Source organism: Nocardioides nitrophenolicus (assembly GCF_016907515.1).
Taxonomy (GTDB): Bacteria; Actinomycetota; Actinomycetes; order Propionibacteriales; family Nocardioidaceae; genus Nocardioides; species Nocardioides nitrophenolicus.
Genome location: NZ_JAFBBY010000001.1, coordinates 1032270 through 1048499, shown reverse-complemented (window position 1 = coordinate 1048499; position 16230 = coordinate 1032270). Strand labels below are relative to the sequence as shown.

Genomic DNA, 16230 nt, shown 5'->3' with positions numbered 1-16230 from the left:
CTCGATCATTCTCCGCTCGGGGCTGCGTGTCCATCGGCCCGCACGGTCACGCAGCAGTGCGGGGGATCGGGCTCGAGGTGGGCGGTGACCCCGGCGCAGCCGAGGCCGTCGGCCACGCCCTGGACGAACGACCGGTTGAGGCCGCAGACCAGGGCGGTGTGCTTCTGGGCGAGCGCGTCGAACGGGCAGTTCGCCAGGCACACCGAGCCGGGGGTGACGGCAGGCTCGTAGCCCTGGCCGGCCAGCACCGAGGCCAGGTCGGGCAGTCCCGGGCGAGCGGCGACCCCGGCGGCACCGGCGGCACCGGCGGCCGCGCCGCCGACGGCCTGTCCCTCGGCGTGCGCCGCGGCCGCGAGCGCGGCGTCGAGGTCCTCACCGGCGCCGGCCCGACCGACCGCGGCGGCGAGGATGTCGCCGACCAGGTCGTAGCGGCGGGGCGGCAGGGTGACCGCGAACTCGCGGGCCGAGCGCCGGTAGAGCTTGCTGGGCCGGCCGGCGCCCGGCCCGCTGCGCCCGCTGAGCCGGCGGAACTCCACCTCCAGCAGGCCCTCCTCGGCCAGCCGGTCGAGGTGGAAGCTCACCGTGTGCTTGGCGATGCCGAGTGCGGCGGAGGTGGCGTCGCGGCCGACGGCGTCGGGCTGGCGGGCGACGTAGTCGTAGAGCGCGCGCCGGGTCGGGTCGGCGAGCGCGCCGATCGCGACGGCGCCGGAGGCGCTCACCAGGTCCACCCCGCGATTCTAAAACAGACGAGGCTGGGTGGAAGAGGCTCAGGTCGTGGCCGGCGCCGCTCGCCGGAGCGTCGGCGGCCGCACCGCGGCCAGCGCCTCCAGGCGCGGTGCGAGGTAGGCCAGCCCGGCGGCGACGACGAGCGCGAGACCCTGGGCGACCTGCTGCCAGAAGGTGGGCACGCCGACCAGGGTCAGCCCGTTCTGCAGGATGCCGAGGAAGGCGACTCCCAGCACCACCCCGAACAGTGTTCCGGACCCGCCGGTGAGGGCGACCCCGCCGACCAGGACCGCGGTCAGCACGGCGAGCTCGAACCCGGTGCCCGCCGTACCGGACTGCACGGCGCCGAGCACCGATGCCTTGATCGCACCGGCGAGTGCCGCGCAGGCCCCGGTGGCGAGGAACAGCGCGAAGGGCACGGTGCGGACCCGGACGCCGGACAGGTACGCCGCCTCACGGGAGACGCCGATCGCGTAGATGTGCCGCCCCACCGGGGTGAGCGCGAGGATCGCCCCGGCGACGAGCACCACGACCAGGGCGATCACGACGGGCGACGGCAGGCCCGCGACCTTCGCCCCACCGAGCCAGGCGAAGGAGTCGCCGAAGCCGGTCAGGGGCAGCGGCGCGAACTGCTGCGCGAGCCCCCGGACGGCGGTGAGGGTGCCGAGCGTGACGATGAACGGCGAGAGTCCGACGACGCAGCACAGGAAGCCGTTCACCGCGCCCACCGCCAGCCCGGCCAGCAGGGAGAGCAGCACGCAGGTGAGCAGGCCGCCGCCGTGCTCGGAGGCGAGCCAGCCGGCGGCCACCGCGCCGAGCGCGTACGTCGAGCCGACCGACAGGTCGAGATAGCCGCTGATCACGAGCAGCGCGGAGGGGACGGCGACGATCGCGAGGGTCGCGCTGTCGGTGGCGATGCCGAGCAGGTTCTGGCTGCCGACGAAGCTGCCGGTCGCGAGCTCGAAGCCGATCGCCATCACGACGATGACCGGGATCAGCGGGTAGCGCGCGAGCCGGCGCAGGTGGAGGGAGGTCATGACAGGTGCTCCTGGAGGTCGGAGTCGGACTGGTGGATCGCGTGCAGCAGGGCGTCCTCGTCGAGGGCCGCGCCGGCCAGCTCGCGGACCACCCGGCCCTCGTGCATGACCAGCGCGCGGTCGGCGAGGGCGACGACCTCCTCGGGATCCGTGGAGGCGAAGACGACCGCCGTACGACGCTCCGAGGCGATGGCGCGCACCACCTGGTAGATCTCGTGGCGGGCACGTACGTCGACGCCCTGGGTGGGCTCGTCGAGCAGCAGCACGGTGGTCGGCAGGATGCCGTTGACCCACCGGCCGAGCAGCAGCTTCTGCTGGTTGCCGCCCGAGAAGGCCCGGGCCGGCGCGTCAGGGGTGGCCGGGTGCACCGAGAGCGAGGCGGCGAGCCGCTCGAAGGCCTCGGCCTCGGCGCGGCGCCGGCGCAGCCCGAACCGGGAGAGCACCCCCTGCGCCGGGAGCAGGGCGTTGTCGAGCGCGCTCAGCGAGGCGAACAGGCCCTGGCGGCCACGGTCGCCTGGCACCAGGGCCAGGCCGGCGGCGAGCGCGGCGCGCGGCGTCGCCCGGCGTACCTCCCGGCCGCCGACGGTGATCGAGCCCTGACGGGCCCGCCGGCCGAAGACCATCTCCAGGGTGCGGGTACGACCGGAGCCGATCAGGCCGTACAGCCCCACGATCTCGCCCGGCCGGACCTCGAGGTCGACCGGACCGATGCCCGGCCCGGCGAGACCGCGGACCACGAGCTGCGGTGGGTCGGCGTCGTGCACCGGACCGGCGGGCGGCAGGTCGGTCGGCGGCTCGGCGATCGCCTCGATGATGTCGCGGCGGGTCTTGTCCGCCAGCGTCGTGGACACGTGCACCCGGCCGTCGCGCAGCACCGTCATCCGGTCGGCCAGCCGCTCGACCTCGCCGAGCAGGTGGGTGACGTAGCAGATCGCCAGGCCCTGCTGCTGGAGCGAGCGGACGGTCCGCTCCAGGGCGCCGATCTCGTGCGAGGAGAGCGCCGCGGTCGGCTCGTCCAGGATCAGCACCACCGGGTCGCGCGAGAGGGCCTTGGCGATCTCGACCAGCTGCTTCTGTCCCATCGGCAGGTCGCCGACCCGACTGTCGATCGAGGACGTGGCCCCGAGCCGGTCGAGCAGCCGCCGCGCCGCCTCGCGCTGGCTGCGCCGGTCGACCACGCCCAGGCGGCGGTGCTCCTGGCCGAGGAAGATGTTGTCCACGACCGAGAGCGAGTCGACCAGGCTGAGGTGCTGGAAGATGATCGCGATGCCCGCGTCGATCGACTGCCGCGGGGTGAGCCCCGCATAGCTGCGACCGCCCACCTCGATGGTGCCGCCGTCGGGGTGGAAGGCCCCGCCCAGCGCCGTGATCAGGGTGGACTTCCCGGCGCCGTTGTGGCCGAGCAGGGCGTGCACCTCACCCGCCTCGACGGTGAGGTCCACACCCCGCAGCGCGTGCACGCCGCCGAAGGACTTGCGCAGCCCGGTGACCCGCAGTGTCATCGCGATCAGCCGTACTGCGCGATGATCTCGTCGAGCAGCGCGTCGCCCTGCTTGACCAGCGTGATCGGCACGTCGGTGCTGGCCTCGGCGTCGCTCTTGCCGTCGGCCACGGCCAGCGGCACGTCGATCACCGCGTTGCCGATGTCGCGCAGCTGCAGCGCCGCGGAGGCCCGGTAGAAGGTGCCCTTCTTGATCAGCTCGAGCGAGCCCAGGTCGCCGTCCTGGCCGCCGACGTACGTCTTGGCGTCGGTCTCCGAGCGCCCCGACTCGACCAGCGCCTTGTAGCCGCCGAAGGCCGCGCCGTCGGTGATGCCGAGGACCACGTTGACGTCGGGGTGCTTGGCGAGGATCGCCTTGGTCTTGGTCAGCGCGGTGTCGGGGTCGATCGCCTGCTCGCGGCCCACCACCTCCATGTCCGGCGCGGCCTTGGTGAAGGCGTCGATCATGCCCTTGGTCCGCTCGATGCCGAGCTGGATGGTGTCGTCGACGAGGAAGGCCACCTTGCCCTTGCCGCCGAGGGCCTGGTTGGCCCAGGCGGCGGCGTCCTCGCCGAGCTTGCGGCCGCCCTCCTCGAAGCTGAAGGTGATCGAGGCGCTCTGGTTCTTCAGCGTGCCGCCGTAGGTCACCCAGATGATGCCGGCCGAGAGGGCCTTCGAGGCCTGGGTCTCCAAGGCCTCGAAGACCATCGGGAAGGACACGATCGCCGGGACCTTCTTGGCGATCAGCGTGTCCAGGTTCGACGCCTGGACGTCCGGCTTGCCGTTGTCGTTGGTCTGCTCGAGGGCGACGCCCTTCTCCTTCGCGCGCTCCTTGGCGAACTTCGCGACGCCGGCGTAGACGGGCAGGAAGGTGAACGGGTAGTCCCAGGCGACGGTGTCGACGTCCTTGCTGGACGAGGCCACCTTGTCGCCGGAGGCCTTGGTGCTGGACGGTGCGCTGCAGGCGGAGGCGAGGACGGCGGCCCCGATGCCGCCGGTCCAGGCGAGGAAGCTGCGCCGGTCGACCGTCTTCTTCACGACTGCGTTCATGGTGGTGCTCCGATCGGGAGGAGGAGGGGTCACGACCCGGCGCGGGTGCCGGCGTGGATGTCGTCGAGGAGGGGCACGACCTGGTCGAGGACCGCGCTCTGGTGCGGCTGCAGCTCCAGCCCGGCCATCCCGCCGAAGATCGGCTCGTAGGGGTCGGTCAGCGGCTCGGTCACGCCGGCGAGCGCCTCGATCACGGCGAGCCCGCAGAACGGCACGTACACCGGGTTGTAGCCGCCCTCGTGGCTCATCGCGAGCCGGCCGTCGCAGTGCGTGGCGGCCAGGTCGAGCAGCCGCTCGGTCATCGCCCGGTAGTCGCTGCTGGTCAGCGCCTGGCGCGAGAGCGGGTCGGTGGCGTTGGCGTCGAAGCCGCTCGCGACCAGGATCAGGTCGGGGCGGAACCGGTCGATCGCCGGCGCGACGACCCGGTCGATCGCGGCGAGGTAGCCGCCGCCACCGGTGCCCGGCGGGAGCGGCACGTTGACGGCGTACCCGAAGCCGGCGCCCTCGCCGCGCTCGGTGACCAGGCCGGAGTCGGGCGGGAACACCCGGTCCTGGTGCAGCGAGATGGTCAGCGTGTCCGGGTCCTCCCAGAAGGTCTTCTGGGTGCCGTTGCCGTGGTGGACGTCCCAGTCGAGGACCGCGATCCGCCCGACGCCGTGGGTACGCCGCACGGCCCGGGCCGCGATCGCGAGGTTGCCGAACATGCAGAAGCCGCGGCCGGTCTCGGGCTCGGCGTGGTGGCCCGGCGGCCGGATCAGCGCGTAGGCGTTGTCGACCCGGCCCTCGACGACCGCGGTGGTGGCCTCGATCATGCCGCCGGCCGCGAGCCGCCCGATCTCGATGCCGCCCGGCCCGAACGGGCTCAGCCCGTCGCCGGAGTCGCCGCCCTTGGGCTGCTCGCTCTCGGCCTCGATCCGGGCGAGGTGCTCCTCGGTGTGGACCGCGAGGATCTCCTCGTCGGTCGCCTTGCGCGGCTCGAGCCGGGTGAGGCGGTCGATGGTTCCGGACACGACGACCAGCTCGTGGATGCGGCGCTTGGTCTCGGCGTTCTCGAAGTGCTGGAACGGCTGGATGCCCGCCCGGTGGTCGGCGGGGAACAGCCCCGCGTTGGTTCCGGTGTCGTGCCAGCCGAAGAGCTCGTGGTACAGGTAGCCGGTCGCCATCGCGCCTCCCAGGGGTGCGGCGCCGGTGCTTCCGGCGCGGTCCCGCAATCGTGGGACCGCGGTGTGACCTGGGTCATTGGCAGAATTGCCAATCTTCGGACCCGAACGACCGCGAGGTCAGCGGATCGGCTGCGGCAGCACCCGGGTCAGCGAGCGCACCGAGGCCGGGTCGGCCGAGGGCAGCAGCACGCCCGCGGCGGTCGCCTTCGCGGCCGCGCCCGCCCGGGACGGACTGCCCAGCCGGGCCAGGATCGCCTCGACGTGGGCGGCGACGGTGCGCTGGGTCAGGCACAGCTCGTCGGCGATCTCGCGGTTGCCGGCGCCGGTGGCCACGGCTGTGAGGACCTCGAGCTGGCGCAGGGTCAGCCCCAGCGTGGACAGCGCCGGCCGGGTCGCGACCGTGCAGGGCTGGCGCGGCGCCGGTCGTCCCGACGGGCAGTGCACCCGGACCTCGACCAGCCGGCCCGCCTGCTGGTGCAGGAAGGTCGCGAACCGGGTGCCGGTGCCGAGGATCGACCGGATGATGCCGAGCAGCTCCTCGTCGAGGGCGACGTGCAGCGGGGCCCGGCCGACCACGGGCTTGGCCCGTCCGGCGGTGTCGACGCGGACCACGGCGTACTCGGGCGGCAGCGTGACGTCGGGCGTGGAGCAGGTGGCCACGGTGGTCAGCCGGGCGAAGGCGCGGCCCAGGGGCGGGAGCGCGCCGACGAGCTCGGGTGCGAAGTCGCGGGTGCTGCGCGCGGACAGGTGCAGCATGCCGACCAGGTGGGCGCCCGAGTCGCGCAGCGCGAGGGAGATGCCGTCGTCGTAGCCCGCGGGGTGGAGTACGTCGAGGTAGTGGGCGGAGCGGCGGAAGTCGTAGGGGTCGTCCTCGTCGATCCGCAGGCCGCCGGTCGCGGCGAGCACCCGCTGTCCGTGCTCGGACGGCGCCAGGTCGGCGCACAGATGCTGGGAGACCTCGGGGGAGTAGCCCACGCAGGCGACGGTCTGGAAGGACGGCGTCCGCGGGTCGTCGGCGTGGGTGAGCGTCGTGTCGAGCTGGCACGCGGCGGCGCCGAGTCCGTCGGCCAGGCGCTCCAGCAGCCGGGGCACGGCGGCCGTCGCCTCGTCGGGTGTGGCGAGGGCGGCCAGGTCGCCGAGGAGGTCGATCAGGCGATCCGAGACGGGTGCGGCCATGCTGCCCCCACGGTGACGGACGGGACGGTTCGGCTCCTCACGGTAGGGACCGCGCCGGAGGCTGGCAAGGCTTCGGGGGCGCGTTCCCGAAACCCGGGACGGGTCTTGCGGACGTGCTCGCCGTCACTTACGTTCGGATCCGAACAAGATCGTTCGTATCAAAACGATCTCGGTGAAGGGTCGAAAGGAACGCACTCTCCATGACCTCAGTCTCTCGGCGCGGCATCGTCGCCGGCGCCACGGCCGCCGGCGTCGCGCTCGGCGCCCTCGCCTCCTCCGCTGGGCCCGCCTCGGCCGCCCCCGACGTCACCTGGCCCGCGGTGAAGCGGCCCCGGGACCTGCGTCGCATCGTGTGGTGGTCGGCGGCCGAGCTGTCGGCGGCGATCCGCCAGCGCAAGGTCAGCTGCGTCGAGGTGATGACGGCCTACCTGGACCACATCGCCACGGTGAACCCCGCCGTCAACGCGATCGTCGGGCTCCGCCCCCGCGCTGAGCTGCTCGCCGAGGCGGCCGAGAAGGACCGGCTGCTCGCCCGGGGCAGGTACCAGGGCTGGATGCACGGCTTCCCGCAGGCCGTGAAGGACCTCGCCAACGTCAAGGGCCTGCCGACCTCGGCCGGCTTCTTCGGCCGGCCCGGCGTCCCCTCCGCCGCGCCGGCCGCGGCCGACGCGCTCTTCGTGGAGCGGGTCCGAGCCGCCGGTGCGATCTTCATCGGCAAGACCAACACCCCGGAGTTCGGGCTCGGGTCGCACACCTACAACGAGGTGTTCGGTACGACGCTCAACGCCTATGACCAGAGCCGCTCCGCCGGCGGCAGCAGCGGCGGCGCCGCCGTCGCGGTCGCGCTGCGGATGCTTCCCGTCGCCGACGGCAGCGACTTCTTCGGCTCACTGCGCAACCCGCCGGGGTGGAACAACGTGCTGGGCCTGCGGCCGTCGTACGGCCGGGTGCCGGGCGCCGGGAACGAGCAGTTCGTCCAGCAGGGCGGCACCGAGGGCCCGATCGCCCGCGACGCCCGCGACCTCGCGCTGCTCCTCGCCACCATGTCCGGCTACGACGTCCGCGCGCCGCTCTCGATCGAGCAGGACCCGGAGCCGCTGGCCACGGTGCGCCGCTCGTCCCTGCGCGGCGTGCGGCTCGCCTGGCTGGGCGACCTCGGCGGCTACCTCCCGATGGAGCCCGAGGTGCTGGCGGTGACCGGCGCCGCGGTCGACCGGATGCGCGCGCTGGGCGCCAGCGTCGACCGGCTCGACGGGCTGCCGAGCGGCCCCGGCTTCGCCGGCAACGCCGACCTGTGGCCGACCTGGCTGGTGTTCCGGCACTGGATCAGCGGTGGGCTCAACAAGCCCGTCTACGACAACCCCGCGTGGCGGCCCCATCTCAAGCCGGAGGCGGTCTACGAGATCGAGGGCCTGCTCACCGGCGCCGACGGCAACCCGGCGCTCTCCGGGCTCGACGTGTGGAACGCCTCGGTCAAGCGCACCGGGCTCTACAACGCGTTCCGGGTGCTGTTCGAGAAGTACGACTACGTGCTGCTCCCCACCGCCCAGGTGATGCCCTTCGACGCCGACCTCCACTGGCCCACGGAGATCGAGGGCGTGGCGATGTCGACCTACCATCGCTGGATGGAGGTCACCGCGATCGGCACCCTGCTCGGCGCGCCGACCCTCGCCATGCCGGCCGGCTTCGGGCCGTCGGGACTCCCGATCGGGCTGCAGGTCATCGGCCGCAACCACGACGACGCCGGCGTCATCGAGCTCGCCGCCGCGTGGGAGCGCGCGACGCGCTTCGTCGAGGACCACCCGCCCGCCCTGATCGCGCCATGAGCCGCCGTCCGCTGATCGCCCTCCCGGCGCGCTTCTCGGAGTCCGCGTCGGCGCTGCGCTATCGTGCCGACGTCACCGCGCGGGCCCTTGCCGAGGCGGTGTACGCCGCCGGCGGCGAGCCGCTCGTCGTGCACCCGGTCGCCCCGGGTGCCGTGGTCGACGACGCCGAGGTCGCCGCCCGGCTGTGGTACGCCGACGGGGTGCTGCTGCCCGGCGGGGGTGACCTGGCCGCCCGCTGGGCGGGGCAGCAGGCGCACGCGACGGAGTACGACGTCGACGAGGAGCAGGACGCCTTCGACCTCGCCGTCGCGCGGCACGCCCTCGGCACCGGCCTGCCGCTGCTCGCGATCTGTCGCGGCACCCAGGTGGTCAACGTGGCCCTCGGCGGCGACCTGGTGCAGGACCTCGGCGAGCGCACCCACCGGCACGTCGTGCAGGAGATCGCCGTCGAGCCGGACGCGGTGCTCGCCGGCATCGTCGGGACCACGCCGAGCATCTCCTGCTACCACCACCAGGGCATCGGCCGGCTCGGCGCCGGTCTCCGGGCGGTGGCGCACGCGGCCGACGGCGTGATCGAGGCCGTCGAGCTCGCCGGCGCCCAGGGCTGGTACCTCGGCGTGCAGTGGCACCCCGAGGACACCGCGGCCACCGACCCGGCCCAGGCCGGGCTGTTCCGCGCCCTGGTCGAGGCGGCGCGGCAGCGGGCGCTGGTCTAGCGTCCTAGTCCTCGTGCTGGCCCTCGACCGCGTTGACGACCTCGCGCAGGGTCTTGGTGAAGGTGCTGACCTTGCGCTCGGAGAGCTGGCCGATGATCTCGGACTCGACGGCGTTGAACTCGGGGTAGATCTGCTCCATCAGGCTGATCCCCTCGGGGGTCAGCCGGAGCCGGACCAGGCGCCGGTCGTTGTCGTCGCCCTCGCGCGCGATCAGGCCGCGGGCCTCGAGGGTCTTGACGACCCCGGTGAGGGTGGCCTTGGAGATGTCGGCCGACTCGGCGACATGGCGGGTCTCCATGCCGTCCCAGATCCACACCACCCAGAGCACGACGAACCCGGTCCAGGTCATGTCGTGCTGGCGCAGCACCCGGTTGGTCAGCTCGCTGCGCACCGCGTTGGCGGCGCGGAACAGGTTGGACAGGGCGTTCGCGGCGGCGAAGTCCAGGGGGAGGGCTCCCACGTGGTCCTTCATCGCGCGCTCGGTCTCCTCGAGCGTGTGGCGGTCCGGCATGCGGCTCAGCGTAGCGATCGCCTCGGTCGCCGTAGATCGTTTGGGAGCAAACATTCTTCGGAAAACCTCCTCCGAGGGTCTGGTGCCCTGGGTCACATTGTGGTTATCGTACGGATCCGAACGATCCGGCGAAAGGGTGCCGGTGACCGCCGGCCCCGGCCGCGCGTACAGCGAAGGAGTCCCGATGTCGGACACCGTCAACACCACTCTCCGCAGGAACACGCTCGGCGTCGGGGCGATCGTCTTCCTGGTCCTGGCCGCGGTGGCGCCACTGACCGGCATGGTCGTGGTCGCCTCGCTCGCGATCGCTTTCGGGAACGGGGGCGGCGCGCCGTTCTCCTTCCTCGCGGTGGCCGCCATCCTGCTGCTCTTCGCGATCGGCTACGGCAAGATGTCCAGCCAGCTGGTCAACGCCGGCGGCTTCTACGCCTTCGTGGTCAAGGGCCTGGGCCGCCCCGCCGGTCTCGCGGCCGGCTACATCGCCACGCTCGGCTACAACTTCTTCGTCGTCGGCACCATCGGCACCAGCGGCTTCTTCATGATGGTGCTCATCGACTTCCTGTTCGGCTTCTCGATGAACTGGTTCCTCTGGGGTGGCCTGTCCATGGTGGTGGCCTACCTGATGGCCGTGCGGGGCATCGACTTCAGCTCCAAGGTCCTCGGCGTCTCCCTGGTGCTCGAGACCTCGATCCTGGTGATCTTCGACGTCGCGGTGCTGTTCAAGCACGGCTACGACTTCTCCGCCTTCTCCGGTGACGCGATCACCTCCGGCTCCCTCTCCATCGGCCTGCTGCTGGCCGGCACCGGCTTCCTCGGCTTCGAGGCCACCTCGCTGTTCAGCGAGGAGGCGAAGAACCCGCTCAAGACGATCCCGCGGGCGACCTATCTCGCCATCACGATCATCGGCCTGCTGCTCGCCGTCACCACCTGGGCCGTCGTCAGCGCGACCGGGGTCGCGGAGGCCCAGCAGACCAGCATCGACCACCTCGAGGCGGGCGACCTGGTGTTCAGCCTCGGCGCCGAGTACCTCGGCGAGTTCATGATGAAGGTGATGATGGTGCTGCTGCTCGTCAGCCTCTTCGCCGCGATGCTCGCCTTCCACAACTCCGCCACCCGCTACCTGTTCTCCCTCGGCCGGGCGCGGGTGCTGCCCCAGGCCCTGTCCCGCACCAGCGCCGGCGGCTCCCCGGTGCTCGCCGGGACCCTCCAGGCCGGCTTCGCGCTGGCTGTCGCACTGCTGTTCCGGGTGCTCGACCTGGACCCGATCCTGCAGGTCGTCCCGGCCATGCTCGGCTTCGGCACGCTGGCCATCGTGGTGCTGCAGGCGCTCGCCGCGCTCTCCATCGTGGTCCACTTCCGACGCAGCGCCGACCCCCGCATCGGGAGCACCCTGATCGCGCCCGGCATCGGCTTCGTCGGCCTGGTCTTCATCGTCGTCATGGCCGTCACCCACTTCGACGTGGTCGCCGGCTCGACGGAGAAGGTGATCACCAGCCTGCCGTGGCTGCTCGTGCTGGCGCTCGTCGTCGGCGTCGCCCAGGCGCTCTACCTCAAGAGCCGGCGCCCCGACATCTACGACGGCCTCAACAGCGACCTCGAGCGCTTCGACGACCACCTCGCCACCGACCCCGCCATCGGCTGATGATGGTTCAGCAGAGCACGACGAACGGAGACTGACCGTGGAGCACATCGACGAGAACGCCCTGCGCGCGGCTGCCCAGCAGTTCGCGGAGGACGGGATCGACGTCGTCCGGATCGGCTACAGCGACCTGATCGGCACCGAGCGCGGCCGTGACGTGCTGGCCAACCGGTTCGACCGCACCGTCGGGGACGGGGTCGCGTTCTGCCGCTCGGTCTACGCGACCTCGCCGATGGGCGACGTCATCGACATCGCGGGCGGGCTGTCGGCGGGGCTGCCCGACATCGTCGTCGTACCGGACCTCGCGACGGCGCGGGCCGTGCCGTGGGAGCCGGGCGTGGCGCACGTCATCGGCGACGTCTACAACCCCGACGGCTCGCCGTCGGAGGAGAGCCCGCGGCAGGTGCTCAAGCGCGTCGTCGACCGCTTCGCCGAGCTCGGCATGCAGCCGGTCGTCGGCCCGGAGCTGGAGTTCTACGTCCTCGAGGAGGACGAGACCAAGCCCAACGGCTGGCGGCGGTACGGCGACGCCACCGGCAACGTCTACGTCTCGGGCCTCAAGGGCGACCCCGAGAACACCCTGCTCGCGTCGCTGCGCGAGCTGTCGGCGTACGGCCTCGACGTGGTGGCCGCCAACCACGAGTTCTCGGGCGGTCAGTTCGAGATCAACCTGTGGCACTCCGACGCCCTCGACGCCGCCGACCGGGCGTTCCGGTTCAAGGCGGCCGTGCAGGAGATCTCGCGCCGCCGCGGCAAGCTGGCGACCTTCATGGCCAAGCCGTTCAACGACGAGGGCGGCTCCGGCTTCCACATCCACTTCAGCACCGTCGACGCCGACGGCAAGCCGCTCTTCGACGACCCGAACGGCGCGGACGGGCTGTCCGAGGTCGGCCGGGCCGCGATCGCCGGCGTGCTCGCCCATGCCCCGGCGCTCGCCGCGCTGCACAACCCGACGATCAACTCCTACAAGCGCTTCGGGCCCGACACCCTCGCGCCCTGGCTGGTCGACTGGGGCCTCGACAACCGCAGCGCCATGGTCCGGATCCCGCCCGAGCGCGGCCGCGCCTCGCGGATGGAGCTGCGCCTCGGCGACGCGTCCGCCAACCCGTACCTGGCCGTCGCCAGCCTGCTCGCGGCGGCGTACCTCGGGATCCGCGACAAGCTGACCCCGCCCGACAAGCTCGAGGGCTACGGCTACGACCCGACCAAGGCCGACCGGCTGCCGGCCGACCTCGGCACCGCCATCGACGCGCTCGAGGAGGACAAGGACCTCGCCGACCTGCTCGGGCCGGCGTTCGTCGAGACCTTCGTCGCCTACAAGCGCAACGAGCTCGAGCGGTTCGGGCAGTTCGTGACCGACTGGGAGTTCCGGGAGTACGCCTACCACCTGTGAGGTGGTCGGCGCAGAGGGGAGACAGACCCGTGACGACGCAACCGATCGTCCGCGAGTTCGAGGCGGACCTGACGGTGGTCGCCGCCGTGGAGGCCGCGACCGACGTGGTGGCGCTGACGCTGGCCACCGCCGACGGCACGCCCTTGCCGCCGTGGACGCCCGGCGCCCACGTCGACCTGGTGCTGGGGGAGGACCTGGTCCGCCAGTACTCCCTGTGCGGCAGTCCCGCCGACACCAGCAGCTATCGCGTGGGCGTGCTCCGCGCACCCGACAGCCGGGGCGGCTCCAAGGCCGTGCACGCCGAGCTGCGCGAAGGTGCGACGGTCCGGGTGCGCGGACCGCGCAACCACTTCCCGCTGGTCGCCTCGCCGCGCTACCTCTTCCTCGCCGGCGGCATCGGCATCACGCCGATGCTGCCGATGATCGCCGAGGCCGAGGCCGCGGGCGCCGAGTGGCGGCTGGTCTACGGCGGCCGCTCGCGCTCCTCGATGGCCTTCCTCGACGAGCTCGCGGCGTACGGCGACAAGGTGACCCTGCTGCCCCAGGACGAGGTCGGCTTCCCCGACCTCGACGCGCTGCTCGGCACGCCCGAGCCGGGCACACTGGTCTACACCTGCGGTCCGACCGGGCTGCTCGACGCGGTCGAGGAGCGCTGCGCCGCCTCCTGGCCGGCCGGCAGCCTCCACCTGGAGCGCTTCTCGGCCAAGGCGCCCGGCGCCGACGAGCAGGACTCGGCGTTCGAGCTGGTCCTCCAGCGCTCGGGACTGACCCTCGAGGTGCCCGCCGACAGGTCGATCTTCGAGGTCTGCCGCGAGGCCGGCGTCAGCGTCGTCGGCTCCTGCCTGGAGGGGGTCTGCGGCACCTGCGAGACCGAGGTGGTCGACGGCGACGTCGAGCACCGCGACTCCATCCTCAACGAGGAGGAGAAGGAGTCCAACGAGTTCATGATGATCTGCGTCTCCCGCTGCCGTGGCGCGAGCCTGACACTCGATCTGTGAGGGAGCCCGAGATGAGAGACCGCAGCACCGGCTACCCGCGCAACGCCTGGTACGCCCTCGCGGCGTCCGCCGACCTCGGGATCGCGCCCCTCGGCACCCGCGCGCTCGACCGGCCCGTCGTCCTGTTCCGGACGGGCGACGGCTCCGTCGCCGCGCTCGGCGACCGCGACGCCCACCGGCCCTACCCGCTCAGCCTCGGGCACGTCGACGGCGACACCATCGTCTCCGGGTACTCCGGCTTCGCCTACGACCGCACCGGCGCCTGCGTCCGGGTCCCCTCCCAGGCCCAGGTGCCCTACGGCGCCCGGGTGCCGTCGTACCCGGTGGTGGAGGAGGGCGACCTGATCTGGGTCTGGCTCGGCGAGCCGTCCCTCGCCACGCTGCGCTCCCCGGTCTCGACGCCATGGCTGACCGATCCCGCATGGGAGACCTTCGGTGGTGGGTGGGAGACCGCCGCCGGCGTCGGCCTGCTCCACGACAACTTCGCCGACATCACCCACGTCGCCGTCGTCGACCCGGTCATCTCCCCGCCCGCGCTCACCGGCGTCGCCCCGGCGCTCGAGGTGGAGCTCACCGAGACCACGGTCCACTTCCACCGCGACTGGCCCGCCGCGCCGATGCCCGAGTGGCAGGCCAAGATCTCCGGCGCGTCCGCCACGGCGGCGTACCCGCAGCGCGAGGAGGGCGCCTTCCTCGCCCCCGGCCTGTGGGCCGACCGCTGGGACGTGCTGGTTCCGGCCGCCGAGGGCGGGACCCAGACCTTCCGGTTCACCCACGCCGTCACCCCCGTCGACGACCGCCACACCCGCCACCTGTGGCGGGTCAGCCGCAACTTCGCGCCCGGTTCCGAGGCCTCCGAGGCGCTGCGGCCGATCTTCGAGTCGTACTACCTCAAGGTCCGCAAGATCCTGGAGACCATGCAGCAGGTCATCGACCGCGACGGGTACGGCGAGGACGTCAACGTCGCCGCCGACCTCGCGGCGCTGCAGGTGCGCAAGATCCTGCGGCGGCTGGTGGCGGACGAGGGCTGAGCGGGGCGGCGGAGTTCCGCTGCGACCGCCGCGACCGAGGGGGCTCGGTCCGCCAACCCCCTGCCTCCTGCGCTCCGCCGGTTGCCCGCGGGGTGAGTGCTCAGGCGAGCAGAGACGACGGCGGGGATCGGATGAACCAGTTTCATCCGATCCCCGCCGATGTGCGCCGGTCCGCTGCCGGTCCCGGCGTCAGTCCTTGGTGACGACCTTGACCGGGAGCGTCTTGATCCCGTTGACGAAGTTGCTGCGCACCCGCCGCACCTCGCCGTTCAGCTCGATCGAGGCGAGCCGGGGGATCAGCTCCTCGAACATCAGCCGGATCTCCATCCGGGCCAGGTTGTTGCCCATGCACAGGTGCGGGCTGCCCTTGCCGAAGGTCACGTGGTCGATGTTGCGACGGGTCACGTCGAAGTCGTAGGGGTTCTCGAAGACTTCCTCGTCGCGGTTGCCGGAGGCGAACCACATGACGACCTTGTCGCCCTCCTTGATCTCCTGGCCGTTGAGCTCGATGTCGCGGGTCGCCGTACGGCGGAAGTGGTAGACGGGGGAGGCCCAGCGCAGGAACTCCTCGACGGCGTCGGGGATGAGCGACGGGTCGGCCTGGAGCTTGGCGAGCTGCTCGGGGTGCTCGATGAGGGCGAGCATCGAGTGGGTGATGGTGTGGCGGGTGGTCTCGTTGCCGGCGACGACGAGCAGCAGGAAGTACGAGTCGTACTCCGAGGCCGTCATGGCCTGGCCGTCCTCGGGGATCTTGTTGACCAGCTGGCTGACCAGGTCGGTCCCTTCTCCGCCGCGCCGGCTCGCGGCGAGCTCGCGGCCGTAGTCGAAGACCTCCTGGGAGACGGGGGAGCGGAACGGCAGGTGCTTGTACTGCTCGCTCTCGGCGTCGGACATGAGGACACGCGCGTGCTCGGGGTCGGAGAAGCCGATGATCTCGTTGCCCCAGTCGATGAGCTGGCCGGTCTTCTCCTGGGGTACGTCGAGCAGCCGGGCCAGCACCTGGATCGGGAAGTCGGCGCTGACGTCCTCGACGAAGTCGAACTCGCCCTTGGCGAGGGCGGCGTCGACGGTGGTGCGGGTGATGTCGCGCAGCAGCTCCTCGTAGTTGCGCATCAGGTTCGGCCGGCTGAACTCGCGCGAGATGAGCTTGCGGAGCGCGCGGTGGCGCAGGCCGTCCATCTCGAGGATGGAGCGGCGGGCCTCCTGCAGCTCCGGCTCGACCTCCTCGAGGTTCACGAAGTTGGTGGAGGTGAAGGTCTCGGGGTCCTTGTCGACCTCGCAGATGTCGGCGTGCTTGGTGACGGCCCAGAAGCCGTGGCCGCCGTCGGTCTCGCGCTGCCAGAAGACCGGCGCCTCCTTGCGGAGGGTGTCGAGCATGCCCCAGGCCTCGGGCCCGGCGAAGCGGTCGAGGTCGACCAGGTCGACGTCGGCCAGCGGGACGTACGGCGGCTTGTCCACGGCGTTCTCCATCCGTTCAGGTAGAT

14 protein-coding genes are annotated in these 16230 nt (G+C 72.2%); 6 read left to right on the top strand and 8 right to left on the bottom strand.

What is annotated here, in order from left to right; translation table 11 throughout:
* Positions 1-5: 5 nt before the first annotated feature.
* From JOD66_RS05095 to JOD66_RS05070, 6 genes are all read right to left on the bottom strand, one after another.
* On the bottom strand, positions 6-728 hold the full coding sequence (locus tag JOD66_RS05095; RefSeq protein WP_204835825.1) for a helix-turn-helix transcriptional regulator: 723 nt from the start codon (positions 726-728) through the stop codon (positions 6-8).
* A gap of 39 nt (positions 729-767) precedes the next feature.
* Complete coding sequence (locus JOD66_RS05090) at positions 768-1763, bottom strand: ABC transporter permease (protein WP_204835824.1); 996 nt, start codon at positions 1761-1763, stop codon at positions 768-770.
* Positions 1760-3265, bottom strand: a complete 1506-nt coding sequence (locus JOD66_RS05085; RefSeq protein ID WP_204835823.1) for a sugar ABC transporter ATP-binding protein — start codon at positions 3263-3265, stop codon at positions 1760-1762. The genes JOD66_RS05090 and JOD66_RS05085 overlap by 4 nt, the downstream gene beginning before the upstream one ends.
* Before the next feature lie 5 nt (positions 3266-3270).
* Complete coding sequence (locus tag JOD66_RS05080; RefSeq protein ID WP_204835822.1) at positions 3271-4293, bottom strand: sugar ABC transporter substrate-binding protein; 1023 nt, start codon at positions 4291-4293, stop codon at positions 3271-3273.
* A gap of 29 nt (positions 4294-4322) precedes the next feature.
* Positions 4323-5456, bottom strand: a complete 1134-nt coding sequence (locus JOD66_RS05075) for a histone deacetylase-like amidohydrolase (protein WP_204835821.1) — start codon at positions 5454-5456, stop codon at positions 4323-4325.
* Between the two features lie 117 nt (positions 5457-5573).
* Positions 5574-6632, bottom strand: a complete 1059-nt coding sequence (locus tag JOD66_RS05070) for a helix-turn-helix transcriptional regulator (protein ID WP_204835820.1) — start codon at positions 6630-6632, stop codon at positions 5574-5576.
* Between the two features lie 200 nt (positions 6633-6832).
* On the opposite strand from JOD66_RS05070, the gene JOD66_RS05065 reads away from it, so the two are divergent.
* Complete coding sequence (locus tag JOD66_RS05065; RefSeq protein ID WP_204835819.1) at positions 6833-8458, top strand: amidase; 1626 nt, start codon at positions 6833-6835, stop codon at positions 8456-8458.
* Positions 8455-9174 (top strand): gamma-glutamyl-gamma-aminobutyrate hydrolase family protein, encoded by a 720-nt coding sequence (locus JOD66_RS05060; protein WP_204835818.1) that lies wholly within the window; start codon positions 8455-8457, stop codon positions 9172-9174. The genes JOD66_RS05065 and JOD66_RS05060 overlap by 4 nt, the downstream gene beginning before the upstream one ends.
* Before the next feature lie 4 nt (positions 9175-9178).
* On the opposite strand, the gene JOD66_RS05055 is transcribed toward JOD66_RS05060, so the two are convergent.
* On the bottom strand, positions 9179-9685 hold the full coding sequence (locus JOD66_RS05055; RefSeq protein WP_204835817.1) for a MarR family winged helix-turn-helix transcriptional regulator: 507 nt from the start codon (positions 9683-9685) through the stop codon (positions 9179-9181).
* A 184-nt stretch (positions 9686-9869) separates the two neighbouring features.
* Between JOD66_RS05055 and JOD66_RS05050 the strand changes: the two genes are divergently transcribed.
* From JOD66_RS05050 to JOD66_RS05035, 4 genes are read left to right on the top strand one after another with little or no spacing between them, the layout of a single operon-like run.
* Entirely contained in the window at positions 9870-11327 is a 1458-nt protein-coding gene (locus tag JOD66_RS05050; protein WP_204835816.1) for an APC family permease, read from the top strand.
* 37 nt (positions 11328-11364) lie between these two features.
* Positions 11365-12717, top strand: coding sequence for a glutamine synthetase family protein (locus JOD66_RS05045; protein ID WP_204835815.1), 1353 nt, complete (start codon positions 11365-11367; stop codon positions 12715-12717).
* 29 nt (positions 12718-12746) lie between these two features.
* Positions 12747-13715, top strand: a complete 969-nt coding sequence (locus tag JOD66_RS05040; RefSeq protein ID WP_204835814.1) for a PDR/VanB family oxidoreductase — start codon at positions 12747-12749, stop codon at positions 13713-13715.
* 11 nt (positions 13716-13726) lie between these two features.
* Entirely contained in the window at positions 13727-14746 is a 1020-nt protein-coding gene (locus JOD66_RS05035) for a Rieske 2Fe-2S domain-containing protein (protein ID WP_204835813.1), read from the top strand.
* 189 nt (positions 14747-14935) lie between these two features.
* Here JOD66_RS05035 and JOD66_RS05030 read toward each other — a convergent pair whose 3' ends face one another.
* On the bottom strand, positions 14936-16216 hold the full coding sequence (locus JOD66_RS05030) for a cytochrome P450 (protein ID WP_204835812.1): 1281 nt from the start codon (positions 16214-16216) through the stop codon (positions 14936-14938).
* Positions 16217-16230 lie beyond the last annotated feature (14 nt).